Source organism: Vibrio diazotrophicus (assembly GCF_038452265.1).
GTDB lineage: Bacteria > Pseudomonadota > Gammaproteobacteria > Enterobacterales > Vibrionaceae > Vibrio > Vibrio diazotrophicus.
Genome location: NZ_CP151843.1, coordinates 592334 through 618842, shown reverse-complemented (window position 1 = coordinate 618842; position 26509 = coordinate 592334). Strand labels below are relative to the sequence as shown.

Here is a 26509-nt window from a genome sequence, read left to right as displayed (position 1 = left end):
GTTAAGCAATTTGTGCTGTCGAACGATCAGTACTTCTTATACAGAGAAAGTTTGCCGTTTTTATCAAACGCAATCACATTAAAATCTTTATAAGGCTGATTAGGCGCAGCCATACCCGGTGAATGTTGTGGCATTCCCGGAGCAGCTAAGCCTGAAATGTTCGCTGGACGCTCAGTAAGCAAACGTGCGATATCTGATTCTGGTACGTGGCCTTCAACCATGTAGCCGTCAATCACAGCCGTGTGGCAAGACATCAACTGATTCGGCATACCAAATTGCTTTTTCACTGAACTCCAATCGTTTTGATGGTGTACGTTCACTTCGTAGCCTTTCTCTTCCATGATTGCTGCCCACTCTTTACAGCAGCCACAAGTAGGGGATTTGTAGAGCTCAATCGTCGGTTTTGCAAACACCGAAAAGCTGAATGTGAGTGCAGACAGAGTCATTGCTTTCAATAGGGTCTTCATAATTCTTTCCTCTTGCGTGAAAGTTTCACTTCACATCAATGGTCAAGTGACTTTGATTGTAGTTTAGCGTGATAACCCCTTTACTTGGAGTCCAATCAATCGCTTTAGTCTCATAAGGGTTAAGTTGAACGGTTTTCTCTGAAGTTAACTGAGGCAGGGAAAGTTCAACAGGTTCAAATAGCTTATTAAAAACAACCAATTGAGCAGGGCTGTCGGCTTCAATAGTGACGGTTGAATTGGTCGATGCTTCTTCAATCGTCCATTCAACCAGAGTGATTTGCCCTAATGCTTCTAAGTATGCGGCCAGATTTTCTCTGTCATTGTTTGACAGTGTGCTGGCGAGAAGCTGCATGGTTGGTTCGTTAGCCAAGCTGTCGTTGATGTCATTCAGCGCTTTGCCACGAATGTTTCCACCAACATTGCCTGCGCCGTTGGCAAACTGACCGTGACAAGCAACGCAGCCGTAACCGCCAGCGGTTCTGAAAAGCTGCATACCCGTTTCCACATTAGGCGATGTTTCTGCTTGAGTCGTTAAGCTGACCAAAGAAAACAAGGCGCCGACTATCAGGTTTTTTACACTGTTCATGGAATCGTTCATTTCTCCAACAGAGCCCCAACAGCTTACTGTCGAGGCTTCTTGCTATTACAGGCTGATACTCTTCATCATGCCAGCTTCAGCATGACCCGGAATGTTACAGGCAAACTCAACATTTTTGTCGCCGTGGAAGTGCCATGTGATTTGCTTTGCTTTGCCCGGTTCTACCGTTACTGCGTTGCCCATATCATGCATGTGTTGACCGTTCATGTTTTTCATCATTTCACGGTGTTCAATTTGCTCTGTCACTGAGCCGATAGTGAACTCATGATTGATTTTGCCTGTATTCATCACAACAAACTGCACGACATCATTCGGTTCAATTTTTACTTCTTTTTTGAAGGTGATTTTCATGTCGTCAGACAGCATTACGTGAACCACTTTGTCCGGCTTTGACCCCATGGCTGGCATACCCACATCAGACATCCCATCCATGCTCATCATATTGCCATGATCCATTTTCATGTCTTTCATCATAGTGTTTGATGACATCTGACTGTGATCCATTTTGCTGTGGTCCATCGAACTATTCATAGAACCATGGTCATTTGAGTTTGAGTGGCTCATATTGGCAAAAGCGACAGAAGAGCTGATAGTTAATGCGATAGCTAGAGTAAGTTTTTTCATCTTGAGTTCCTTATTCATCAATTCGGTATTTATTTAGTTTCACGCTGTTTCCACAGCTTAAAGATTGCAGGTATTACCAGCAGGGTAAGTAGTAGGGCTGAAGCCATTCCGCCAATCATAGGGGCCGCGATGCGTTGCATAATTTGCGAACCCGTACCATGGCCATACATGATGGGTATTAAGCCAATGATTACGGTAATAACGGTCATCATTACTGGGCGAACACGCAGCCCAGCACCTTCGCGAATCGCGTTATTCAGGTCATCTTTGCTGAGCGGAATGTTCCGCTCTTCGGCTTTGAGCTTGGTGTAGTGCCATGCTTGGTTCAGGTAAACCAGCATGATGACGCCTATTTCAACCGCCACGCCGGAAAGGGCGATAAAGCCGACTCCCACAGCAATAGACATGTTGTAATTGAGTGAGTACATCAACCATAAGCCGCCAACCATAGCCAATGGCAAGGTCGCCATGATGATCAGCACTTCACCGACACGTCGGAAGCTGAAATAGAGCAGCAGGGTGATGATGGTCAATGTAATTGGAACGACGACACTTAAACGCTCTTTCGCACGCTCCATATACTCGTACTGACCAGACCATGCGAGTGAGTAACCTGCTGGCAGTTTCAGTTCCTCTGCTACGCGTTTTTGTGCTTCAGATACATAAGAACCGAGATCTCGACCTTCGATATCAACAAACACCCAGCCGTTAGGACGCGCATTTTCTGTTTTGATCATCGGTGGACCATCTTCGTAGCGAATATCCGCCACATCCGCCAAGGCTATGCGAGCACCGTTTGGTGTCACCAATGGCAGATTTTGCAGTTTCACTACCGAATCTCGGTAGTCTTGCGGATAACGAACGTTGATAGGGTAACGCTCCAATCCTTCAATGGTTTCGCCCACATTCATGCCGCCAACGGCGGTGGAAACCACTTGTTGTACGTCTTTAATATTCAGCCCGTAACGTGCCGCTGCCTTACGCTTGATATCAACAGTCACGTATCGGCCACCCGCAACTCGTTCAGCATAAACCGATGCAGTACCTTCGACTTGGTTAAGAATTGGCTCCAACTGTGAACCGATACGTTCAATGGTGCTCAGTTCAGGACCAACGATTTTGATACCAATTGGCGTCTTAATACCAGTGGCTAACATATCGATTCGGGTTTTGATTGGCATTACCCAAGCGTTAGTTAAACCGGGGAATTGAATCAGGTTATCAAACTCTTTACGCAGTGATTCTGTGGTTACACCTTCACGCCATTCTTCACGAGGTTTGAGCTGAATGACGGTTTCGATCATGGTGAGCGGAGCCGGGTCAGTTGCCGTATCTGCACGGCCAACTTTACCCCATACCGTTTTTACCTCAGGTACGGTTTTGATCAGTTTGTTGGTTTGTTGCAGTAACTCACGTGCTTTACCAATCGAAATACCCGGATAGGTGGTCGGCATGTACATCAAGTCGCCTTCATCCAATGGTGGGATGAATTCGCTGCCCAGTTTACTGGTTGGGTAATAGGCAGACGCCATTAGCGCAACGGCCAATACCAATACCGATTTCGGGAATTTTAAGCTTAGGTTAAGCAGCGGGCGGTAAAGACCTACCAGCGCTCGGTTAACTGGGTTTTTATGCTCAGGAAGGATCTTTCCGCGAATAAAATAACCCATTAATACAGGAACCAAGGTAATCGCTAAACCTGCTGAAGCCGCCATCGCGTATGTTTTAGTAAAGGCGAGAGGAGAGAACATTTTCCCTTCTTGGCCTTCAAGAGCGAACACAGGCACAAAGCTTAACGTAATGATAAGCAGCGAGAAGAACAGCGGTGGACCGACTTCCTGCGCGGCATCACCAATGACTTGCCAGCGGTTTTTATCCGTCAGTGGGGTGCGTTCTATATGCTTGTGTACGTTTTCAATCATGACGATTGCGCCATCCACCATGGCACCGATGGCGATGGCTATTCCGCCCAGAGACATGATGTTGGCGTTAATACCTTGCCAGTGCATGACAATGAAAGCAGACAAGATGCCGACAGGCAGGCTCAGAGCAATGACTAAAGACGAACGAATGTGGAACAGGAATAGTGCACACACTATCGCTACCACGATGAACTCTTCCGCTAACTTCTTCCAAAGGTTCTCAACGGCTGCATTGATAAGCGTAGAGCGGTCATAAGTAGGTACGATTTCCACACCATCAGGCAGGCCGCGCTGAAGCTCTTCAAGCTTGGTTTTTACGTTGTCGATCACTTGGCTCGCATTTTCGCCAAAGCGCATCACAATCACGCCGCCAACCGCTTCACCTTCGCCATTGAGTTCAGAGATGCCACGACGCATTTGTGGACCTAATGAAATGTCCGCAATATCGCCAAGCAGTAACGGTGTACCTTTATTGGTCACTTTAAGCGGCAGAGACTGAATATCTTCAATATTGGTCAGATAGCCGGTGGTACGAACCATATGTTCGGCTTCTGCCACCTCTATAACCGAAGCGCCAGTCTCTTGGTTGCCGTTTTGAATCGCCATGTTGACTTGTTGAAGCGTCAAGTTGTAAGCGCGCAATTTAGCCGGATCAATCTGGATCTGATACTGCTTAACCATGCCGCCTACGGTGGCCACTTCAGAGACGCCATCAACAGTTTGCAATTCGTATTTTAAGAACCAGTCTTGCAGGCTGCGTAACTGCGCCAAGTCATGTTGACCGGTTTTGTCTTGCAATACATAGCTGAATACCCAACCCACACCTGTCGCATCAGGTCCTAGTGTTGGTTTGGCATTGGCTGGTAGCTTAGGCGCAACTTGGCTCAAATACTCCAGCACTCGCGAACGAGCCCAGTACATGTCGGTTTTATCATTGAAAATGATATACACGTAAGAGTCACCAAAGAACGAGTAACCACGTACGGTTTCAGCCCCAGGTACCGCCAGCATTGCGGTTGTGAGCGGGTAAGTCACCTGATCTTCAACCACTTGCGGTGCTTGTCCAGGAAAGCTGGTTTTGATGATCACCTGTACATCAGAGAGATCGGGAATCGCATCGACAGGTGTATTTTTCACACTAAATAAGCCGCCAGCCATAAGTGCAACGGTTGCCAGTAGGACAATAAAGCGGTTTTTCAGAGACCAGCGAATAATGGCATTGATCATTGTTTGCCTCCGATTCGCTCAATACTCTTCAGGGTGAAGTCGTTGTTCTGCTTCTGTACTAGAAATCGAACACGGTCACCTTCCTCAAGACCGGAAAGCTTAATATCAGGATCGACAGTGAAGTTCATTTCGCCCGCTTCCCAGTTCCATTCTGAAACCGGTAAGTGTTGAAGCGTGATCATACCGAAGTCTTGCATCAGCATTGTGATGTCGCCTTCCAGCCACACTTCACCTGCTACGACGCTGCCGTCTGATTTAATATCGATGACCTGGTACTGGCCATCCGGTGTTTTTTGCAGTTCAAACTCGACCATTTGTCCGGACTTCAGCGCATCAATATCAACATTGTCGCCAGCGGTGAAGTTCATGGTCATGCCCGGCCAATTCCATTCAGGCACTGGCTGGTGGTTAATCGTGAGAGTGCGAGAAGAGGGTAAAATATCGCTGATTTCGCCCTTTGCCCAAACACTTTCCATATCTACTGCAATACCATCGATACGAGCCAGATCTGCCGTTTGGCTCGATTCAGAATCAAGTAAGAAGTGCGCTGATGTTACGACTTTGCTTTGCTCAGTAAGACCTTGCAATACTTCCACTTTGTCACCAGCCTCACGTCCGATTTGAACGCGTGCCGAGCGATACTTGCCATCACCTTCAGACAATACCACTCGAGTCATTCCGCCAGAGCGGATCACTGATGATTTAGGAATTGTCAGTACTGATTCTTCCGTTACTGGCTGCAGCGAAATATTGGCGAACATATTTGGCTTTAGCTCGCCTTGTGGGTTAGGGAATTTTAGACGCAGACGTAAAGTACGGGTTTGCGGATCTAAGATAGGGTAGACGTAGTCAATTTCACCTTGCCATTCTTTGCCCGGTAAAGCATCTAGCGTCATCTTGGCAGTGCTGCCAGCTTTAACCCAGTGTGACTGGCGCTCGAAGACTTCCGCATCAACCCACACATTCTCAAGTGGGCCAGCACTGATCACAGCCTGAGCGGGTGACAAATAACCGCCTTCACGAACATTGAGATTAGCGATGATACCGTCAGCCTTTGCTTTGATATCAATCGACTGAGACGCTTTGCCACGTTTGACGATAGATTGAATTTGTTGACGATCTACGCCCAGCGTAACCAGTCTTTCGGTCGCGCCTTTGACCAATCCTTCTCTGCCTGTGCGATAGGCATTAATCAGTTCTTCTTGAGCTTTGACCAACTCAGGCGAGTAAAGAGTAAACAACACATCGCCTTTGTTTACTTTATCGCCGATTGCGTTAACGTTCAGCTTTTCAACCCAGCCTGCTACGCGCACGTTGGTTTGCCATAACTGGCTTTCATCGAAAGCCACATAACCCACGGTTTCAATACTTGGAGTAAGAGGTGTCATCTGCGCAGAAGCCACTTTTACCCCTAAATTATTTTCAACGGCTGGGTCGATCTTAACGGTTCCCGGCGCTTGGTCTTGCGCCGCATCTTCTGCATAAACGGGGATCAAATCCATACCCATCGGTGATTTGCCCGGTTTGTCGCGTTTATAGTTCGGGTCCATAGGGGCAACCCAATACAGCGGCTCGTCATTGGATTTAGCTTGGCTTGCTTGTTGTTCGTGCCCAGTACCATCTGTTTGAGAAGTATGTGTTTGAGACAACAGTGTTTGTGCACCAAAGCCCAAAGTTGCGCCGATAACAAGCGCGAGTGTTGTTACTTGAATTGTTTTCATTGTTGTTCTGCCTTGTTATTGCTGCTCTGACGTTGTAGTAATTTCTGGTTTATCAACTTGATAGCTGTAGCTATTGAGTAATGCGGATAAGTTGTTATTAACCAGATTCAGGTCGGTGATGAGGCGCTGAAATTCCAGCTTTAATGCAAGTTCATCACGAGTCGCTAATATCACATCGTTAAATTGAGCAGTGTTATTTTGGTAACCTCTCTCTGTTGCTTTCACACGTGAATCCGCTTGCGGAAGCAGAGTCGATTCGAAGCGTTCGAGACGTTGAGTCAGGTTATTTTTGTCAACAAGCAGAGCGTTGACTTTGGCGTTCATCTGTTTCAGCAAAGTATCTTTTTGTGACTGAGCTGCACCCACTTGGTATTGTGCTGCGGCTAAGTTTTTATCTTGCTTATTACCCGTGAAGAGAGGGATATCCATAGTGATATAGGCGCTGATCAGATCCGATGCTGGCTGACCACGCATGTCGTTTGACTGACGATAGGCATACATCACTTCTACGCCGAACTGCGGAGCATAAGATTCGCGAGCAATATCGACTTGAGTACGACGTGCATCAATTGAAGAGTCCACCATTCGCACGGCGGGGTTTTGATTCAGTTGTGAATAGAAATTGCTGTTGCTCGCGGTATTTTCAATATTTTGCAGTGCACGCCAGTCCAACTGATTGGAAGCTTCAAGTTGATCTGTATTGATAAGCCAGTCTGAGCCTAACCACTCAGATAACTGAGCCTTCAAGCGTTGTTGCATCTGCTCATTCGCTTGGATTTTTTCGTCCAGTTTAGCGACTTGCAGTTGTGCATTGATTAGGTCTTGAGCTTCACTTTTACCAATTGAATAATTGGTTTGAATGAATCTTTCCATCTCGCTTAATAGCGATCGGTTTTCAAGCAGAACTTTGTTTGCCACTTGCTGATAGCCGAGTTCAAGCCATATCTGAGTAATGGCATTCGCGACTTCAAGCTCTCTTGCTGAGACTTTAACTTCCAGCCCGCCAGCTTGCTGACTAGCTTTTCTATCGTTGAGATCGGAGGTGTCGCCACGGTTGAATTGTTGCATAAGACCAACGGAAATATTGGTCATAGGGTCTTCATCAAACGCGAAGCTGTCCGTTGGTAATCCAGTGACGCCAAATTTAAGTTTTGGGTCCATAAGGGTTGCACTAGCTTTACCAGTTTCTCGCATTGCCTGAGCTTCTGCGTAGTACTGACGGCGTGTTCCGTCATTAGAAAGTGCAGCTTCAATTAACTGCGATAGCGTTTTTTCGGATGTTGACGATACACTGCCCGCGGTTTGCTCATTTACGAGCGGTTCACCAGCGTATAGAGGTGTAGTCGTCAATACCGCTGCGCTGATAGACAGCGCCAAAAGGCATTGTTGAATTTTCACGATTTATAAATCCATCACTGAGCGCATGACGCGCACGATAATTCTTCCGCATGAATCTACGGAACCTAAATATGATTGATGGATTTAAGCGCTGGGTGGCCGTTCTAGGCTTTTTGGGGTATGGACAACATCACCGGATTTTGGCGATGTGAATAAAGCTAGCGAAGTTTCTGCTGTTAACAAAACATCTGGAACAAGCAAAATAGCCGCGGCTGTAGTGCAAGTGGTGTCACAACAGTTATGAACGATGTCTTTCGACATTTCACATTGGCTGCCTATGGAGTCTTGCTCCATTTGCATTGTGTGATGCGCAGACATTTGCTGTGTTTGGCAAGCAGCAGAATAGGTTTTCATATCATGCGACATCGGGCTGGTCATCATTCCTGCACTTGAAGCAAAGCCGGACATAAGCAAGGCTGCTAATGTCAGGATTGTAACCCAAGTTGTTGAAATAATGTTTAAGCGCATGACAAACCGAATCTGGAAATTTGGCTAGAATATAAAGCTTTACCCTAGGGTAATGTCAACAACTTACATAGAATTAAATGTTTAAAGAGATGTCCGAATGGTAAAAAGTGCCTGTTTTACCGTACTATCTTCAAATCAAGTTGTCAGGCAGAAGCTTTTCAACAGTTCGAGAAACTAAAGAACAAGTAGACTGAAAATGAATGTAGAGCACTTAAAGCTGTTTGTGCGTTTGGCTTCCAGCCAAAGTATCAGTATGGCCGGGCAAGAGCTAGGTTTGTCTCCGGCGGTGGCAAGTTCGCATATCAATAAACTTGAGGAAAGCCTTGGAGTTCGCCTTGTGCATAGAACCACGCGCAAAGTCTCTATCACTGCCGAAGGGCGAGCTTTTCTGCCTTACGCAGAAGAAGTACTGGCTTCCGTGGAAGCCGCAAAAGGCGCAGTTGGTGTTGGTCACAGTAACCCAACCGGAACACTGAGGGTTACTGCGCCAGCATCGTTTGGTCGTATGCATCTGATACCGGCAATGAACGGATTTATGCAACGCTACCCTGAACTTAATATTGAATTTCGATTTTCAGATTCGATCATCGACATGGTGGAAGGTGGCTTTGACGTGGCAATTCGAGCCGCAGAGCTAAAAGATTCATCATTGGTGGCTCGAAAACTAGCTCCGGACCGCCGCATTGTCGTTGCTTCTCCAGCGTACCTGAATCAATTTGGCGCTCCAGAAAAACCGCAAGATCTGGTCAATCATCAATGTATTAATTTGATCGGCTTAGATAACTGGACGTTTAAAACCGACGAGGGGGTTATAAGTGTTAAAACTTCAGGCCGACTTCGATGCGATAACGGCGATGCGATGCGAGATGCGACAACGGGTGGTTTGGGCATTTCCATTAACTCCATTTGGAGTGTCTATAAGCAACTAAAAAGCGGCGAGCTGGTGGAAATACTGCAAGATTACCCACTGGCGATGGAAGCGAGTATCTGGGCGGTTTATCCAAGTTCTCGTTTGATCGCGTTAAAGGTCAGAGCCTTTATCGATTACTTTTCGGAGTATTACGGTCAGCCTGCTTATTGGGAGAACGAACTTAACGAGGTGAATCCTTCTTAACTCTACAAGTATTCACTTTATTTGCCTTCAGGAAAGTGTGTTAATCGCAATGACAGAAGTTGTCGTATGAGCTTCAGGTATATTAAGGACTTAGCGAAAAATTACTGATTTTTATTTTCAACGAAATGAATAAAGTGATTATAGAAAACAAAGTATTCTCAATTTTTGACGAGCCTATATCATAGGGCAAACTCTGAGGTCCGTGACGGTTTTGATACCCAAGGTACCTTTAATAATTGATGTTAAGGAGAGCAGTAATGTCTCATCAAATTATCAAAGATTTAAGCAAGCGCTATACAACTAAAAAATACGATGAAGAGAAACGCATTTCTCAAGAAGATATGGCTGTGATCAAAGAAGCAATTCGTTTGTCAGCATCATCAATTAACTCTCAGCCATGGAAGTTTATTGTTCTTGAAAGTGATGAAGCGAAGCAGCGCTTCTACAACACCTTTGCCAATAAACACCAGTTCAACCAACCACATGCAAAAACAGCATCACACACGATTCTGCTTGCGCATGATCCAAAGTTCACCAAAGAAAAATACGCTAAACGTCTGGATGCAGAAGTTGCCGCAGGCCGTTTATCTCCAGAAAAATTTGATGCACGTATGGGCGCTTATGCGTTTGCCGAGCTAAATACTGATGAAACGGGTAGCAACGGCAACTGGACTAAAGCTCAGGTTTACATTGCGTTGGGTAACTTGCTGCACACATTGGCTCGTCTAGGCATTGACTCTACGCCGATGGAAGGTGTTGATGCGGATCTTATTGGTGAAGAGTTCAAACAAGAACTTGAAGGCCATGTGTGTGAAGTTGCGTTGGCGATCGGTTATCACAAAGAAGATGAAGATTATAACCACGCTCTGCCAAAATCGCGCCTAGCGCTAGAAGAAGTCGTCACTACTTTGTAATTTCGACCTCTATATTTTCCTGTCAGTGGCGAAACTTTAAATGGCTCACCACTGACAGATTACGTTCTTCCCTCTATTGATCGTTCAACTTCTTGTTTTACTCGCCAATTCTTTATTCAGCCACGCTTTAAACGCACCGATCCTTAATGCTCTCGAAGAGGATGGATCGCTAATCAACGAGTAACGAATTCCCGGTTTTAAGCCAATATCAAACGGTTTTACTAACAGTCCGCGTTCTACGAAATCTGCTGAAATACTTTCAGTTGCCAGGCAAGCGCCGTGACCTGCGACAACCGCGTTGATGGCCATATCAAAAGTACTTACTTCCATCCACTGGAGACTTTCTCTTTTGGCCTTAACTTGCGCTGTGGCAAACCAGTGATCCCAACTGAATGATGCTGAGTGGAAATCTATTAACCAGCATTTTAGCAGTTGTTCGGGACTTTCAAATTTCATTGATTGCGCGAGTTCGGGTGAGCAGTAAGGGTAAATAGCTTCTTCAAACAGCGGCTCTTGTTCCAATCCCAGATGCTGAACACTCTCTTCGCCTTGCCAGATAAGTACATCTGTTTCGGTATGGCGAATATCAATATCTTTCATGTTTTGCACACGAATGGGAATGTGCGGATATTCCATTGTGAACTTCCATAACCTGGGCATCAGCCAACGCGTAGAAAAGGAGCGAGGAGCACTGACATTGAGCAGCCCTTCGAGTGGTTCATTCTGAATCCGATTCAATCCGGTAATGATCTGTTTAAACCCGTCATCAATATGTTTATGCAGTATTTGTCCTTTGTCTGTGAGGTGCATTTCTCGACCACGTCGAATAAACAATTTGCACTTTAGTTGCTCTTCCAGTTGACGCAGTTTCTGGCTAATTGCAGCTTGCGAAACGAACTGTTCTTCAGCCGCTTTACTGTAACTTTTCAGTCTTGCCGCTGATTCGAAATAACGAAGCGAAGAGAGATGACGTAGTCGTTTGTCCATAACCTGTACTTATAGTTCATGTAAAAAAGCGTTGTTCGTAACGAGACTCTATTGCTCAGATAATATTCCTATCTCGAATGGACGCAAGGTCAAATTATGCAACTGTTAGCGAAACTAAAAAGGGAAATAATCGATACAACCTATATATTTAGGTGGATTACAAAGAAAGAAGCAAAACGGAACAATGATGCGAGCGCATTAAGCGAACATCTCAAAAAGGACATTGGTCTGTCGAATGAGGTGAAAGAGACGGAGCACTACTCGAAGTTTTTATAAGGTGAGCTAATGTCGTTTTTACTGCTCAGTGCTCGTTTGGCGTTTCGGTAAACTCTTTCTGCAACCAAGATTTTAGGGTGACGACATTTTCGTTGCGGAGTTTTTCTGGTCTACATACGAAGAAAAATTCCTGATGCGGGTTATTCACTGGTGTGCCGATTTCGACCAACATTCCGTGTTTAATATCATCACGAACAAACAAGCGATGAGTGACCAAAACACCCAGCTTACGAATCGCGGCTTGCACCGCATGAATGGAGGCGATGAAGTTAAGGTTCTTGTTTTGCTTAGGCACGGGAAGTGAATTTCCTTCGCACCAAACACTCCAGTCATGCTTCCTACGCAGGTTCTCTGCATAAATGGCTGGATATCGTGCTAGGAGATCAGCAGCAGACGGACACGCATCGAATGACTCCAGTAATTCAGGGCTGCATACCAATAGGAGTTCATCGTCACCGAGCTTTTCACAATAATAATCTTGCCACTCGTCAGTTTTGCCATGAAGGATCGCGACATCTACACCTTCTTGGTTTAAGTCAAATGAACCAATTAAGTTGGAAAGCCGAATATCGACGTTGGGTGCATATTGTTGGAAGTTATCGACTCGTGGAACCCACCAGTGCATAGCCAGTGAGTTGACCATATTCACCGTAATTCGGTTTGACTGAGGTTGTTGAGTGACCGATTCCGTCGCAGTAATAATTGCTCTTAACGCTGGAGCTATGTCGTTGTAGTACCTCTGACCTATGGCATTAAGCTGAACCTGCCTGCCAACTCTCTGAAACAGTGGTTGGCCAATTAATGATTCAAGACTTTTAACAGCTTGGCTGATTGCAGAATGACTTACGCTAAGTAAGTCAGCAGCTTCAGTCATACTGCCTGTCTCTGATACAGCGACAAATGCGTAAAGAGATTTGAGTGGTGGTCGTCTATTCATGTGTAAGTTTTTCTAACAGGTTTGTTTAAATATATTCGTTTTTTTCTCTGTTGTCATTGCTCTACTATGAGCGCGTCAATAGGGGGAGATTATGTTGTTAAAAAATCGTGCTGTTCCTTATATGCTCATTTCCACATTCAGTATGTCGTTAACTGGGCTTGTATTAAAAAAACTTACCGAAACGATGGGCATCGAGCTCCTGACATTTCTACGATTCTTTATGCCTGCATTACTGCTTTTTGCCATAGTGGGGGTGTCCAAACTACCTTTGCCTCCTCGATCAGTTATAAAAGCGTTGATCATTCGTGGGTTGTGTATTGCGGCATGTCAGCTTTGTTTTATCGCTTCACTGAACACCTTGTCTCTTGTAGAAACAACCGTACTGTTTGCAACCGGCCCTATATTTATTGCCGTTTTGGAAAAGCTGATTTTTAAAGTAAAAATTAAGACTGAAACGAAGTTTGGCCTAGTTGCCACTTTCGCTGGTGTTTTAATGTTGGCAGGGGATGCGTCTGGAATTCAGTTCCGACCAGAATTGCTCATTGGTTTGGGTGCTGGCTTGTTCAATGCAGGATCGCAAGTAAGTTTATTTCGCGCCAGCAAAGGTGAGGTTAAAGCGTCAGTGCTCAATAGCTGGACATTTCTTATCGCAGCGGTAAGCGTGCTTCCTTTGGCGTTTATCTTTGGGTTATCTGATCTTGATACTCAGATACTGCTGGAGCCTCAAAATAATGCATTTGTATGGGTATGTTTATTGGGTCTTTCAGTAACCGTCGTGGGTAATCAAATCTTACGTTCGAAAGCTTACAAGCTGGTGGAGAGTAGCTCTCAACTAGCGCCGCTTATTTTCACTAATTTATTGTTTACGCTGATGTGGCAGGTTCTGTTTTTTGATGAAAGCTTTTCTAAACATCAGATAGTCGGAATTACGCTCATAATATTCGCGGCATTGATGAATACCTTTGCAGCCAAACTGTTTAAGTACTTCTCTCATATCAAAGCATCTCATATATAGAGATGTTTAGTGGGAGGTTAAGCTGCCTATGTTTTTCTTAGGAGGCATTATCAATGGCGTTAAATTTCATTGAGTTAACACTATAGGAATTGAGTATTTGCTCATTATGTATGGTGTTACTATGCTAGCTTATCCGGTGTCACTAATAGGGTGCATTTATGATTAGCTGTGGTAACTACGACTACATAGAGATAGTCTGTTTGTTCAAGTATCCGATTGAAATTACTTTAAAATCAAGAGAAGTTGTTTCTGGCAAAGCGCTGGATACAGCAAAAAACAGTCTCGGTGAAGAATGTATAAAATTGCTCACTCAAGACAGTGATGTATTGGTGGTATTAGATTCAATCGCTAAGATGAAAGTCACAATGGAGAATCCTCATTTCCAAGAAGTGGCATTTGATTGACCAGCATTTCTAATAGGTAATTCCAACAGGGAATAGTTGCCATTTCGATGAAGGAGATACCGTGCAAGACGCGCAAGAACTGACAGGCGGAAGAGAGTCAATATATCGAGTGGGTGATAGTGTTTATCGCCCACTTCAGCCTTGGAGTTCAACAATTCATAATCTACTGAATCATTTACAAGCAGCAGGTTTAAGTGAGTCGCCTAAGTTCATTGGTATTGATGGTGACCAAGAGATGTTGAGCTTTGTAGCCGGTGACACTTACAACTATCCGTTAACCAATGCTATTGCGAGTAAGGAAGCTCTGATATCAGCCGCTAAGCTCCTGCGAAAAATCCACGATGCTTCAGTCGTATTTGCGCAGCAGGATAATATATCGAGTTTTACTTGGATGTTGCCCCCTCAGGAACCCTACGAGGTCATATGTCATGGTGACTTCGCACCCTATAATGTCGCGCTAACGGGCAATTTAGTAACAGGTGTTTTTGATTTCGACACCGCACACCCTGCGCCCAGAGTCTGGGATCTCGCCTATTCGCTCTATTGCTGGGCGCCTTTTAAGACCAACAGTGACGACAAGCTCGGCACGCTAGACGAGCAAATATCAAGGGCAAAGCTGTTTTGCGACAGCTATGGAACGTCCGAAGAGCAGAAAAAACAAATTCCCGATTTCATGATTAAACGGCTAAACGCCCTTGTTAACTTTATGCGTCAGGAAGCAAACAAAGGTAATCAACAGTTTTGTGAGAATATTGATCAAGGCCACCTTAAATCCTATCTACGAGACATAGAATACATTGAATCCAATAAACCTAAGATTCTTTCAGGGCTGTGTAACTAGTAGGTTACCTCAGTAGATGGCTAACATATGGCAAGAGCAAAAACAAAAGAAGAACTGATCTCTCAAGCAGAACAAAACTTTTCTAAGCTTTGGAACTACATCGACTCGATGACTGAGCTGGCGCTGAATACTGAATTTAATTTTTCCGGTGACCCGAACAAGAAAGAGCAGCACTGGGAGCGCGATCGTAACCTGAGAGACGTTTTGATCCATCTTTATGAGTGGCATCAGCTATTAATAAAGTGGATTGATTCTAACAAGCTTGGCCAAAAGGCAGATTTTCTACCTGAACCCTATAACTGGAAAACGTACGGCGAAATGAATGTAGAGTTTTGGAAGAAACACCAAACCACTGAGCTATCTGATGCAAGAAAGCTGGTTACCACAAGCCATCAAGCGGCACTTGAACGAGTATTGAGTTTTTCTGATCAGGCGTTATTTACTAAGCAGTTTTTTAATTGGACTGGATCTACAACCCTTGGAAGTTACTGTGTTTCAGCAATGCCAAGTCATTACGATTGGGCTTTGAAAAAACTACGGGCTCATGTTAAGAAACTTTCTCAGCAATAATCAATTTTGTTAGCAAATTAATAGAGTTTTGTTTGCTGCTGTTAGTGTTTCCTGTAGGGAGCACGATGCATTTGAAACATCAGATAACACAGTTTCTGGACAATAAAAAACCAGCGTTTCGGCTGGCTTGATAATTCGTTCTATTGAGCCGTTTTGACTCGAATCTTACTTTTAGCAACACTGGTTTGGTTCAGCGCAGCAATAGCAGCTTTAGCTTCTGAAACGTCTGGCATTTCGACGAAAGCAAAGCCTTTAGAGATCCCCGTTTCTTGATCTAAAACGAGAGTGCATTCAGTGACTGTTCCATGTTCTGAGAATAGTTTACGAATGTCTTGTTCTGTCGTTGTACGAGCAAGGTTGCGTACTAATAGTTTCATAGTTGTCCGTTAATATGGAAGTGACAGCAAGGATTGTCTCAATAAAGACTGTTGTCACCAAGCGATAGTTTAGCTTTATCTTAAAATAGTTTAAGGTAAAGCAACTAAATGCATAATATTCTGCTCTTTTGGAGCTTCCGACACCAATGTTGATGTCTGGTGTTATTGATAAAAACACAACCACCGTGTTTAGCTATCTAGCTTGATCCTCATTTGCGGTGACTTTGTGTTATTGGAGGAATATGGAAAAGTTAGCTAATGAAATTTGGATATTTAACGGTGAACCTGTTCAATTCTTCGGTCTGCCTTATTCCACTCGTATGACAGTGGTTCGTTTGTCCAACGGTGATCTCTGGGTGCATAGCCCGATCAAACTGTCTGAAACAATCCAAGTTCAGATAGAAGCACTAGGATGCGTGAAATACTTAATAGCGCCTAATCATTTACACCATTTGTTCTTGCCTGAGTGGATTTCGACTTATCCAGAGGTTGAAGTGTTTGGAACTGATGAAGTGATTAAAAAGCGCAGTGATATTACTTTTGATGGTTCTTTGAATAGCCAGCAAAGCTGGGCTTGGGAAGATGATATAGAGCAAGAGTTGTTTTCGGGTTCTCCATTGATGGAAGAGTGCGTGTTTTACCACAAAGTCTCTGGGACTCTAATCGTGACTGATTTGGTAGAAAATTTTTCAGGACATAGCTTTAACTATTGGCAAAGATTGGCAGCTAAGGGCGCTGGAATCCTTGCTCCTAACGGCAAAACACCGCTGGATTGGCGTTTAAGTTTTATGTTCGGCAAACGAGATGCACGTACACATCTTGATAGGTTATTGAGTTGGGACACCAAGGCTTTAGTTATGGCACATGGTGAAATTGTCACAGAAAATACCGATGAGTTTTTAGCTAGGTCTTTTAAGTGGCTGATATAGAACGAGTGAAGCTACCTGCGAACACCTGTTGTAAAGGTATAGTCTCGCATTTTGTTACGCTATTTTAGTTCAATGGCTTTTTAGCTTGGTTTAGTATCGAAGCGTCAATTATTCCTCAGAGGCTAAAAATGAAAAAATCGGTAATGACATTGACTTTAACTCTTGCTCTGGTTGGTTGTGATGACGCGAGTAAGGTTATCGACCAAGCTCAAGAGGTCGCAAATAAAGCCGTGGATACTTTGCAACTGCAAGCTCAGTCAATCGATCTTAATAGTCTGAACCTTGAGGTTTTCGGAGATGCTGCCCAAAGAGCTAAAGAGTTTACTCAATCAATCGATACGCTTATGAATACTGAGTTGGGCGATCAAGAGGCAATCCGCAACGTGACCGAGCAGATTTCCAACTCATATTATTGCTTGGTTGAAGTTTCCTCGCAGGAGACGGCGGAGAATCTACTGGATAAGATTGTGTCTTCAGTAAAGAACGACCAAATGCTAGCCATCATCGAAAAAGGTGTTGGTAAAGCCAATTCAGTTAAAGAGTGCGTGATTTAACCACTTACCGTTTGCGTACAAATATCAACGAAACCCAATATATTGCTCTTTGTTGAGTGAGGTGTTGGGTTTCGTTTTCATTTCAAAATGACTATCATCAGTTTAATTTTGTCAAATTTGCAATAAACGGATATTCGATGCGCACTCGTTCAGATGATTTAGAGATCTTAGTTAATGTGGTCGACAGTGGCAGTTTTTCACTTGCCGCCGAAACCATGGGGGTACAGGTGGCTAAAGTCTCGCGAGCAGTGAGCCGTGTTGAGAAGCAACTCGGAATCACAATCCTTAATCGAACGACAAGACGGTTAGAGTTGACGGAAGAAGGCAGACGCTTTGTTGATTCGGTGCGTTCTGGTCTGCAATATCTTCAGCAAGCGGAAGAAGATCTTTCCAGTGGTGGAGAGCTGCCAAAAGGCAAGCTTCGTGTAGATGCTGCCAGCCCGTTTATGCTCAATCAATTAGTGCCACTGATACGGGAATTCAAACAAGCTTACCCTGACATTGAACTGGAACTTACCTCAAACGAAGGCTATGTCGATCTTCTTGAAAAGCGCACAGATGTGGCAATTCGCATTGGCAAGTTGGCTGATTCAACCTTGCATTCCAGCTTTCTTGGTAAGAGCCGTTTATTCGTTGTTGCTTCTCCAGAGTACGTATCGAGAAAAGGCTTTCCGAATACGCCTGATGATCTTTCCCAACATGAGATTATCGGTTTTACCAGACCAAAAAGTTTGAATGTCTGGCCTGTAGAAGGTGTTGATCATATTGAACCAACCATTGCCTGCAGCAGTGGTGAAACGGTACGCCAGTTGGTTCTTGCCGGTAATGGTATCAGTTGTTTGTCAGGATATATGGTTAGACAAGACATTGCTGAAGACCGATTAATTGTACTGTTAGATGAATACAGTAAAGAGTCTTCAGATCGTGAGTTGATCAATGCGGTGTACTATAAATCATCCCAAGTGGCTCGCCGAATATCGGCATTTATCGACTTTATCAAACCTCGATTCACTCTTTAAAACCAGCTAAATCTGTTCGTACGGATAAGTATTTTTGTGATTTTTGCAAAAATGTTTTGTCCGTTCGTTGATTAATCAGCTCCTAGTTCACTGTTAGAATCTTCCCCATACAAGTATTCACTTATCCAACCGAGGAACTTATGACTGACGCATTGTTTCAACCGATTCAAGTAGGTCGTTTTCAACTTGCAAACCGCATCGTTATGCCTCCGATGACTCGTTCAAGAGCAAGTCAGCCAAACGATGTGGCCAACGACTTAATGGCAAAGTACTACGCACAACGCGCTAGCGCTGGGTTGATTGTGAGTGAAGGTACCCAAATCGCACCAAACGCAAAAGGGTACGCATGGACTCCGGGTATCTACAGTAATGAACAAGTGGCAGGTTGGAAGAAGGTAACGGATGCAGTGCATGCGAAAGGCGGTATTATTTTCGCTCAGCTTTGGCATGTGGGGCGTGTCACTCACCCAGACAACATTAACGGTGAGCAACCTATTTCTTCTTCTGCTATTAAAGCTGAAGGTGTGAAAGTGTTTGTTGATAACGGCACTGATGAGCCAGGGTTCGTTGACACGGCAATGCCACGTGAAATGACTCAAGATGATATTGATCTTGTGATTAAGCAGTTCCACCAAGCTGCAAAGAATGCGCTGTTGGCAGGCTTTGACGGTATCGAACTTCACGCGGCTAATGGCTATTTGGTCAATCAATTTATTGACTCTGAATCAAACAATCGTACCGATATGTACGGTGGTAGCCTTGAAAATCGCCTGCGTTTCCTTGATGAAGTGGTAGCGACATTATGTGATGCCATTGGTTCTGACCGAGTCGGTGTTCGTCTTGCGCCATTAACAACTCTAAATGGTACGGTTGACGCGAACCCTGAAGAAACCTATGTGGCAGCAGCGAAAGTTCTCAATAAACACGGCATCGCATACTTACATATTGCAGAAGCTGACTGGGACGACGCACCGTTAATGCCAGTAGCGTTTAAACAGGCGTTACGCGAAACCTTTACTGGCACTTTGATCTACGCTGGTAAATACAATGTTGAGAAAGCGCTTTTGGCTTTAGATTCTGGTTTAGCGGATATGGTTGCGTTCGGTCGCCCTTATGTATCAAATCCAGATCTGCCTGAGCGTATTAAAAATGGTCAGCCTTGGGCCGCTCACGATCCCAATACTCTGTTTGGCGGTGCAGAAAAAGGATTAACGGATTATCCAAATTTTGCCGAACAAAGATAAGTTGAAACGAAAATAAAGCCTCTTGATAGAGGTTTTATTTTGTCTGAGACTTGTTGCCAAGATGCTCGAATACTGCCATGTTGATGTTTATTTCGACCATAACGAGGGACGTTAATGAAATTTGAAATCACGACTGCACGTTCTGAGCATGCCAACCAGATAGCAAAGTTAACGCAAGAACTTGGTTATACAGCAAATACGAAAGACACAGAAACTTGGTTAACGCAATTGAGTCGTTCACCTATGCATTGTGTTTATATCGCAGTAGTCGATAACCAAGTATACGGTTGGCTGGTGATTGAGAAACGAATGTTTCTAGAGTCTGGCACAAAAGCTGAAATCACAGGTTTGGTCGTAGGTAAACAATATCGATGCCTTGGTATTGCGCAAGCGTTGGTGCGAGCTGCACAAGAGTGGGCTATTGAGCAGGGTTTAGAGACAATGGTGGTGAGATCCAATGTTGAAAGAGAAGAATCGCATCTGTTCTATCCCAAAGTGGGATTTGAAAGAAGTAAGACAACCCATGTCTACACTAAGTCTTTGAAAGAAAATGAATAACAAAAAGCACCGACTGTAAAAGCTGGTGCTTTACAAGTGAATCATGTTGTTAGCTTACTGACCTATTGATCACTCAACTGAGCAATTGCACCCGGCTTTATGTAACGTGCTTTGATACCTTGCGCTTTTGCAGCCGCAATAAGTACTTGCTCAATCCAGCCAGCATCCATGATGTTCATGAAGTTGCCTTCTTGGTCGAAGTTGATGTTCGCACCAGAGATCACCATAAATCCGTCAGCACCACCTGAGTCTTTAGGACAGTGGAAAGTATGGATAGAACCGCCTGGTTCGTACAGGTAGCTACCTGCGGTTTGAACTTGATCTGGATATTCCATGTAGTGCCAAGCACCACTTAACGTATAGAAATGCACGACGCCAGTGTGGAAGTGTTTTGGTAGCGTGATGCCCGGTGCAAACTTCGCACGAATAACCCAAGTACCGTTTTCAGGATCTAGAAACAGTGGGTATACGTCTACGCCCGGTAATGCATCTTTGACTATAGATTCTTCGTTGGTATTAAGTGTTAGCAGAAAATCTTGATGTTGAATCACTTCTGGTAATGACATTGTTCTCTTCCTTGTTGTTGTTATTTCTTAACCCAAAAGAGGGTATTTGAAGTTTTCGAAGCCATCGGAAGCACTAACAGTGCAACCATTAATGCAGTTGGCTTGGTCGCTGACTAAGAATGAAACTACGTTGGCGATTTCTTCAGGCTGAGTGAATGTTTGACGCATCTGTTCTTTGCTAATGTGTTCCCAAAGACCAAATGCTTCATATTGACGGAGCATCGGTGTATCAACACGTCCGGGTGCAATGGCAACCACACGGATACCAAGAGGTGCAAGTTCAAGTGCCGCGCATTTGGTCATCATATCAACGGCCGCTTTACTGACGTTATAAGTGAACGTCATCTCCGAAGCCATCTGTGCGTAGACTGAGGAAGTGTTAAGAATGACACCTCTCGTACCCTGCGACTTAAACTGATGTGCTGCCGCCAAAATTCCGTAATACACGCCATTTTGGTTAACTTTTGTAACGGGATCGAAATCATGGATAGGGTCGTGCTCTAGGAGTGGTTTCGCCATGCCAATACCAGCATTGTTAATCATGATATCCAAGCTACCGAAATGTGTTGCAGCAGCTTTAACTGCGGCTTCGACTTGTCCGTAATCAGAAACATCAGCCGCGAAAGTGTGCAGTTGTTCTTCATCAAAACCTTGATAGATTTCCAGAGATTTTTCCGATAGATCCACAGCGAGGACTTTAACACCTTGCTCAAGTAACTGATTAATAATCGCTTTACCAATACCACCGGCAGCACCTGTAACGACAGCAACTTTATTGAAAAGCTCCACGATACATCTCCTTGTTAATAAAATGTTAACTTGAGCGTAATCTACATCATGAAATTGTCGTTAACTTGATTTTTTGCGAAGGTTTTTTGATATATTGCATTCACAAATGATTAACATTGCTGGATTGGAATATGTATATCGTTAGAAGCGGAGCAGCAGACAAGTTTGACAGCTTGGTCCATGAGTTAAGCCAAAACCCAATAGATATATTGAAAGATGTAGGTTTGTCGGCGACTCAGTTCCGTGATCCCGATACATATATTGCTTACTCGCGGTTAGCCGATCTCATGGAAACGGCTGCGTTACAATGTAACCAGCCTCTGTTTGGCGTGATGTTGGGGCAAAGACAAAGCTTACAGAGTCTAGGCGACCTACCGATGTTGCTGTCTAGGGCTAAAACCGTCGGCGATGTATTTTCACAGGTTAACGACTACCTCTATTTGCACTCCGTGTCTTTAGATTTAAAAGAAAGAAATGGTTGGGTACAGGTATCACTGAATATTGATGTCGATAATGAAATAGGCAAAGAACAGCTCATACAACTGAGTGTGGCCCAGCTTGCCAAATTTGTTGCAAGCATTCTCAATACAGATGTTGAACGCATTACGCTTCACTTAACCCAATCGGAAGTAACGGATTACTCGCTACGAGCGAACTCAGGACTACCGCATATTCTCTTTGATGAGTCATTTAATGGGATACTGCTACGACCAAGCCAGTTGAGTTCGAAGGTTTACCAAGATCCTGAACTGCTTGAGCGACATTTTGAAAAACATCTGCAGTACTTAAACAAGCGTTATCCCAACAATTTGTATGACCAAGCGTCTGATCTTATTTCTCGCTTGCTAGCCACAGGTGAGTGCAGCGTAGAAAGGGTCGTCGCCAAAGCGTTGGATTTACACCCTAGAGTTTTGCAGTCTCGTTTGAAAAGTTATGGCTCAAGCTATCGCGAAATATTGCAAAAAGTAAGGCAACGACTGGCGGAAAAATCGCTGGCTGATCACGCACAAAGCATTACCGACATTGCTCTTCAGCTAGGATATGCCGAGGCTTCTGTGTTCAGTCGTCATTTTCGAGATTGGACAGGGTTGTCGCCGACTCAATGGCGCAATCAATGTGATAAACAAAGCTAACGCATAACCTCTATGGTTAGCTTTGTTGATTTCTAGAGGCGTTTAAGCAGTAGTTGCCAAAGCCGGCTGTTCAGATTCTTCGACCTCTTCTTTTATTGAGCGCACTTCAACAAGATCTTGAGTCAGCTTGAGAACTTTACTGGTGTTCAGCAGGATCTCTTGATTGAGTTCAGGGTGCTCATTCAAAGTAACGCCATATGAAGGGAGCATCTGCTTGATCTTTTGTTGCCACTCTTCAGTTGCCATGTGCTCTGCAAAGCAACGTTGCAGTAACTCAAGCATCACCGCCGCAGACACGGATGCACCAGGAGAGGCACCTAGCAGTGCGGTTAAGCTTCCGTCTGCTGCGTGAACGAGTTCAGAACCAAGATGCAATTCGCCGTTTTTCCCCGCCACTTTTTTGATGATTTGTACGCGTTGCCCAGCTTGCCACAACGACCAATCTTCAGATTTAGCGGTAGGGAAGAACTCTCTCAGAGCTTTCATTCGATCTTCGTTACTTTGCAGCAGTTCACCAACAAGGTATTTGATCAAATCAAAGCTCTTTAAACCGACTTGAGTCATTGGAATCAAGTTTGATGGTGTTACCGAACCAAATAAATCAAGCAGCGAGCCTTGTTTTAAAAACTTACTAGAGAAGCTAGCGAAAGGCCCGAAAAGTACCACTTCTTTACCATCGATGAAACGAGTGTCCATGTGTGGAACAGACATAGGTGGCGCACCTACAGCTGCTTTTCCGTAAACTTTTGCACGGTGCAGTTTTACGATTTCAGGGTTTTCAGTTACGAGGAACTGACCGCCCACAGGGAAACCACCATACTGGCGGGATTCAGGGATACCAGATTTTTGCAGTAGAGTCAGTGATGCACCACCAGCGCCAATAAAAACATACTTAGTGTGTACGGTACGAACACTGTTGTTGTCTAAATTCTTGACGGTGATTTTCCAAGTACCGTCAGACTGACGGTGCAACGTTTTTACTTCATGTCTTGTGTTCAACGTGAAGTTTTCATTCTGGTTTAAGATGTCGACCATGTGGTGAGTAAGCGCACCAAAATTCACATCGGTACCAAATCGAGAACGCGTTGCTGCAATAGGCTGGGTTTCGTCACGGTCTTGAATGAGCAAGGGCGCCCATGACTTAATTTGTTCTCTGTCTTCTGAGTAAACCATGCCATCGAACAGAGGTGAGCTGCGCAGTGTTTGATAACGCTTGCGAAGGAAATCAACGTTGTTCTCACCAGTAACAAAACTCATATGGGGAACGCTGTTAATAAAGGTACTTGGATCGCGGATTAAACCTTGTTCAACCAAATAGGCCCAGAATTGACGGGATAGTTGAAATTGTTCGTAGATTTCTAACGCTTTACCCATAGTCACTTCGCCATCGGAAGTCTGTGGGGTGTAGTTTGATTCAGCTAAAGAGGAATGACCGGTTCCGGCATTGTTCCATCCGTTGGAGCTTTCTTCTGCGACCTTATCAAGTCGCTCAAACATATTGATAGTCCAATTAGGTTCTAATTGTTGGATGAAAGTACCGAGCGTTGCGCTCATAATACCACCACCGATTAAAACCACATCGACCAGTTTCTCTGCAGCATTAGAACTAAGCTGGCTGAATCCATTTTGACCAGTTACGTTACTCATTTTGGGGCTAAATCTCTCTAAATCGCAAACATTACAAGTGTTTAACTATCATTAGTTTTCTACAGCCACCGACACTTTATGCTCGATATTTTAGTTGTATTTTATCTTTGAGCATTGTCTGTAGAAAAACTCCCGTTTTTGGTTGTTTTCGTAGTAAGTAAACAACCAAAACAGGGTTGAATGTTACACAATTTTAAAATTATTTTTAACAACAATTTAATCTAAGCTAGAAATATTTACTGAGAAACTAAGTAATACACAGGTAATCTTAAGGGTTAATATAATCAAAAGGTGTTCTGTTCGGTTTGTTTGCATACAGTTTGTGTAACAAAAACAACCTAACAATGATGTAATAATCCAACAAAATGAAAAGTTGTAATTGTGATGAAGTTTGAACTCTTGAGAATACGGCGAATCTTGCCAGCTATTAATAGTTAAAGCGTACTTGAGTCGTTCAATTAATATGATTTTGGGCTTCTTTACGCAAAATAAGATGGCTCTCCTTTTTCCTACAAACCTCTAAGCTCTATCCTGATACGGCAGTATTGAGTGAATTGTTAACATGCTCATTAACTCAATGAATATGTTCTTGGTAACCATGGTTTTTAGCACTTACTTTCATTCCAATATGAAGCGATGTCCGCATTGTAAGAGCGATGCATTGCGCGTGAAAAAATACGCCAGTGACAAACATGCGTTAGAGTGCAGTCACTGTGGGGCTAGAGGCCCTATGTCTAAAATCGATGAACTACCAGCATTGGTGGCCTCGGTGTCGGGATTTAACTTACTTAGAACTGTGATCGATGAATCTCCGGATGTTATCTTTATAAAAAACTGGCAAGGGGATTTTTTGCTCTGCAATCAAGCCTTAGCAAGTTTGTATGGCACAACACCTGAGCGAATGGTGGGTAAAACGGATGCTGACTTTAACGACAACGCAGAGCAAGTTGCTTCCTATGAGCAAAGCGCTCGTGAAGTTTTAGAGTCAGGAAAAACAACAACGACCATAGAAATGTCTACTCATGCTGAAACTGGCGAGATTCGTTACTTCCAATCTGTTAAAAAACCAATACTCGATCCGGAAGGAAGCAACAAGCTACTATTGGTTATCGCACATGACATCACTGAACTAAAAAATGCCTATCAAGCGGTTGAAGAAAGTGAAAAGCGTTATAACTTTGCAATGGAAGCTTCGAACGTCGGTATTTGGGATTGGAATATTACCGATAACAAGGTTCATCACAATAGCAAGTGGTGTGACATATTAGGCTTACAAAGTAATATGCGTGTTCATGACATGTCAGTACTAGAAAAGTTTATTCACCCTAATGATGTAGAAAAAATGATGATGGCGGTTGAAAAGGCTTTGGAAGTTGATGGTCTTTACGATAGTGAACATCGAATGGTACGTACCAATGGTGAAGTCTTATGGGTTCATGATCGTGGCCGTGTGGTGGAATACGATAGGAATGGCAAGCCTATTCGTATGGTGGGAAGCTTTAGTGACATTACACTTAACAAACGCTTTGAACGTCAATTAGAAAGGACATCAAAAGAGTTAGAACGAAATAATGAGACCTTGGAACAGATTGTTCAGGAGCGTACGGAAGCGCTTGAACTGGCAGTAAAAGAGTTAGAAAGCATAGCAACAAAAGATCAGTTAACAGGTTTAGGTAATCGATTAATGCTTGAACAGTGGTTGGCGATGCAAACAAGAAATCAAGAACTTGTCTCTATTCTGATCGATCTTGATCGGTTTAAATCGATTAACGATAGATTTGGTCATCAGGTCGGTGATGAAGTCTTGGCAGCGGCTAGTAAATGTTTGTCTGATATTCGTGAAAGTGACTTACTTATTCGATGGGGTGGTGAGGAGTTTCTTATCTTGTTAACCAACGTTACCATCGAACAAGCTTGCATGATTGCCGAAAATTTGAGAGCTAATTTGCAGAATGCGAATATATTGCCAGTGAATGAACAAGTGACTGCAAGCTTTGGTGTCTGCGCTAAACCATTCAATAAAACTGAGTTTGAAAACGCTGTCCAACAGTCAGATGAAGCTTTGTATCAAGCTAAGAAGGCTGGTAGAAATCAAGTTAAAGTTTTCGGTCATCTTACTGGAACTAAAGATTAAACAATTGGAAAAATGCTTATAACGTTAATTTTGATAGGTCTGAGCTAAGCTGAATCACTAATATCGATTGAACAAT

General features: G+C 43.9%; 26 protein-coding genes. 13 read left to right on the top strand and 13 right to left on the bottom strand.

Features of this window, described 5'->3' with window-relative positions:
- Window positions 1-26: 26 nt before the first annotated feature.
- The 7 genes from AAGA51_RS18175 to AAGA51_RS18145 all read right to left on the bottom strand — a co-directional run bounded on the left by AAGA51_RS18175 (window position 27) and on the right by AAGA51_RS18145 (window position 8425).
- Entirely contained in the window at window positions 27-467 is a 441-nt protein-coding gene (locus AAGA51_RS18175; protein WP_042483316.1) for a DUF411 domain-containing protein, read from the bottom strand.
- Window positions 468-492: 25 nt separating this feature from the next.
- Window positions 493-1053 (bottom strand): c-type cytochrome, encoded by a 561-nt coding sequence (locus tag AAGA51_RS18170; RefSeq protein WP_156102018.1) that lies wholly within the window; start codon window positions 1051-1053, stop codon window positions 493-495.
- Window positions 1054-1110: 57 nt separating this feature from the next.
- Window positions 1111-1689, bottom strand: coding sequence for a copper-resistant cuproprotein CopI (gene copI, locus AAGA51_RS18165; protein ID WP_042483321.1), 579 nt, complete (start codon window positions 1687-1689; stop codon window positions 1111-1113).
- Between the two features lie 29 nt (window positions 1690-1718).
- Window positions 1719-4838 (bottom strand): efflux RND transporter permease subunit, encoded by a 3120-nt coding sequence (locus AAGA51_RS18160; RefSeq protein WP_042483325.1) that lies wholly within the window; start codon window positions 4836-4838, stop codon window positions 1719-1721.
- Entirely contained in the window at window positions 4835-6559 is a 1725-nt protein-coding gene (locus tag AAGA51_RS18155) for an efflux RND transporter periplasmic adaptor subunit (protein WP_042483328.1), read from the bottom strand. The genes AAGA51_RS18160 and AAGA51_RS18155 overlap by 4 nt, the downstream gene beginning before the upstream one ends.
- A 15-nt stretch (window positions 6560-6574) precedes the next feature.
- A complete protein-coding gene (locus AAGA51_RS18150; protein ID WP_156102019.1) occupies window positions 6575-7957 on the bottom strand; it encodes a TolC family protein in 1383 nt (460 codons plus the stop codon).
- Window positions 7958-8041: 84 nt separating this feature from the next.
- Window positions 8042-8425, bottom strand: coding sequence for a hypothetical protein (locus AAGA51_RS18145; RefSeq protein WP_042483330.1), 384 nt, complete (start codon window positions 8423-8425; stop codon window positions 8042-8044).
- A 196-nt stretch (window positions 8426-8621) separates the two neighbouring features.
- On the opposite strand from AAGA51_RS18145, the gene AAGA51_RS18140 reads away from it, so the two are divergent.
- Both AAGA51_RS18140 and AAGA51_RS18135 read left to right on the top strand, forming a co-directional pair.
- Window positions 8622-9539 carry a LysR family transcriptional regulator gene (locus AAGA51_RS18140; protein WP_042483332.1) on the top strand — a complete coding sequence of 306 codons (918 nt, stop codon included), beginning with the start codon at window positions 8622-8624 and terminating at the stop codon, window positions 9537-9539.
- Window positions 9540-9796: 257 nt separating this feature from the next.
- Entirely contained in the window at window positions 9797-10453 is a 657-nt protein-coding gene (locus AAGA51_RS18135) for a nitroreductase family protein (protein ID WP_042483335.1), read from the top strand.
- Window positions 10454-10537: 84 nt separating this feature from the next.
- Here the strand turns inward: AAGA51_RS18135 and AAGA51_RS18130 are convergent, their stop codons facing one another.
- Together AAGA51_RS18130 and AAGA51_RS18125 are read right to left on the bottom strand one after the other, a co-directional pair.
- A complete protein-coding gene (locus tag AAGA51_RS18130; RefSeq protein ID WP_042483338.1) occupies window positions 10538-11440 on the bottom strand; it encodes a LysR substrate-binding domain-containing protein in 903 nt (300 codons plus the stop codon).
- Between the two features lie 301 nt (window positions 11441-11741).
- Window positions 11742-12653 (bottom strand): LysR substrate-binding domain-containing protein, encoded by a 912-nt coding sequence (locus AAGA51_RS18125; protein WP_042483345.1) that lies wholly within the window; start codon window positions 12651-12653, stop codon window positions 11742-11744.
- 91 nt (window positions 12654-12744) lie between these two features.
- Here AAGA51_RS18125 and AAGA51_RS18120 point away from each other — a divergent pair, with 91 nt between their 5' ends.
- The 4 genes from AAGA51_RS18120 (at window position 12745) to AAGA51_RS18105 (ending at window position 15483) form a co-directional block, all read left to right on the top strand.
- Window positions 12745-13668, top strand: a complete 924-nt coding sequence (locus AAGA51_RS18120; protein ID WP_042483347.1) for a DMT family transporter — start codon at window positions 12745-12747, stop codon at window positions 13666-13668.
- Window positions 13669-13826: 158 nt separating this feature from the next.
- On the top strand, window positions 13827-14072 hold the full coding sequence (locus tag AAGA51_RS18115; protein WP_042483351.1) for a Rho-binding antiterminator: 246 nt from the start codon (window positions 13827-13829) through the stop codon (window positions 14070-14072).
- A gap of 61 nt (window positions 14073-14133) precedes the next feature.
- Window positions 14134-14913: a phosphotransferase enzyme family protein gene (locus tag AAGA51_RS18110; RefSeq protein WP_042483354.1), complete on the top strand. Its 780-nt coding sequence runs from the start codon at window positions 14134-14136 to the stop codon at window positions 14911-14913.
- Window positions 14914-14940: 27 nt separating this feature from the next.
- Entirely contained in the window at window positions 14941-15483 is a 543-nt protein-coding gene (locus tag AAGA51_RS18105; RefSeq protein ID WP_042483356.1) for a ClbS/DfsB family four-helix bundle protein, read from the top strand.
- A 140-nt stretch (window positions 15484-15623) separates the two neighbouring features.
- Here AAGA51_RS18105 and AAGA51_RS18100 read toward each other — a convergent pair whose 3' ends face one another.
- Complete coding sequence (locus AAGA51_RS18100; protein ID WP_042483361.1) at window positions 15624-15860, bottom strand: RNA recognition motif domain-containing protein; 237 nt, start codon at window positions 15858-15860, stop codon at window positions 15624-15626.
- 242 nt (window positions 15861-16102) lie between these two features.
- On the opposite strand from AAGA51_RS18100, the gene AAGA51_RS18095 reads away from it, so the two are divergent.
- The 5 genes from AAGA51_RS18095 (at window position 16103) to AAGA51_RS18075 (ending at window position 20164) form a co-directional block, all read left to right on the top strand.
- On the top strand, window positions 16103-16789 hold the full coding sequence (locus tag AAGA51_RS18095; protein WP_042483364.1) for a DUF4336 domain-containing protein: 687 nt from the start codon (window positions 16103-16105) through the stop codon (window positions 16787-16789).
- 128 nt (window positions 16790-16917) lie between these two features.
- Window positions 16918-17343: a hypothetical protein gene (locus tag AAGA51_RS18090; protein WP_042483367.1), complete on the top strand. Its 426-nt coding sequence runs from the start codon at window positions 16918-16920 to the stop codon at window positions 17341-17343.
- A gap of 137 nt (window positions 17344-17480) precedes the next feature.
- On the top strand, window positions 17481-18362 hold the full coding sequence (locus tag AAGA51_RS18085) for a LysR family transcriptional regulator (RefSeq protein ID WP_042483370.1): 882 nt from the start codon (window positions 17481-17483) through the stop codon (window positions 18360-18362).
- Between the two features lie 140 nt (window positions 18363-18502).
- A complete protein-coding gene (locus AAGA51_RS18080; RefSeq protein WP_042483374.1) occupies window positions 18503-19606 on the top strand; it encodes an alkene reductase in 1104 nt (367 codons plus the stop codon).
- Between the two features lie 114 nt (window positions 19607-19720).
- A complete protein-coding gene (locus AAGA51_RS18075; protein WP_042483376.1) occupies window positions 19721-20164 on the top strand; it encodes a GNAT family N-acetyltransferase in 444 nt (147 codons plus the stop codon).
- A gap of 62 nt (window positions 20165-20226) precedes the next feature.
- Here AAGA51_RS18075 and AAGA51_RS18070 read toward each other — a convergent pair whose 3' ends face one another.
- A complete protein-coding gene (locus AAGA51_RS18070; RefSeq protein ID WP_042483381.1) occupies window positions 20227-20730 on the bottom strand; it encodes a 2,4'-dihydroxyacetophenone dioxygenase family protein in 504 nt (167 codons plus the stop codon).
- A 27-nt stretch (window positions 20731-20757) separates the two neighbouring features.
- On the bottom strand, window positions 20758-21519 hold the full coding sequence (locus AAGA51_RS18065; protein WP_042483383.1) for an SDR family NAD(P)-dependent oxidoreductase: 762 nt from the start codon (window positions 21517-21519) through the stop codon (window positions 20758-20760).
- A 131-nt stretch (window positions 21520-21650) separates the two neighbouring features.
- Between AAGA51_RS18065 and AAGA51_RS18060 the strand changes: the two genes are divergently transcribed.
- Complete coding sequence (locus tag AAGA51_RS18060) at window positions 21651-22652, top strand: AraC family transcriptional regulator (RefSeq protein ID WP_042483386.1); 1002 nt, start codon at window positions 21651-21653, stop codon at window positions 22650-22652.
- 42 nt (window positions 22653-22694) lie between these two features.
- On the opposite strand, the gene mqo is transcribed toward AAGA51_RS18060, so the two are convergent.
- On the bottom strand, window positions 22695-24299 hold the full coding sequence (gene mqo / locus AAGA51_RS18055; protein WP_042483389.1) for a malate dehydrogenase (quinone): 1605 nt from the start codon (window positions 24297-24299) through the stop codon (window positions 22695-22697).
- Window positions 24300-25029: 730 nt separating this feature from the next.
- Here mqo and AAGA51_RS18050 point away from each other — a divergent pair.
- Window positions 25030-26433, top strand: coding sequence for a sensor domain-containing diguanylate cyclase (locus AAGA51_RS18050; protein WP_052404580.1), 1404 nt, complete (start codon window positions 25030-25032; stop codon window positions 26431-26433).
- Window positions 26434-26509: the final 76 nt, after the last annotated feature.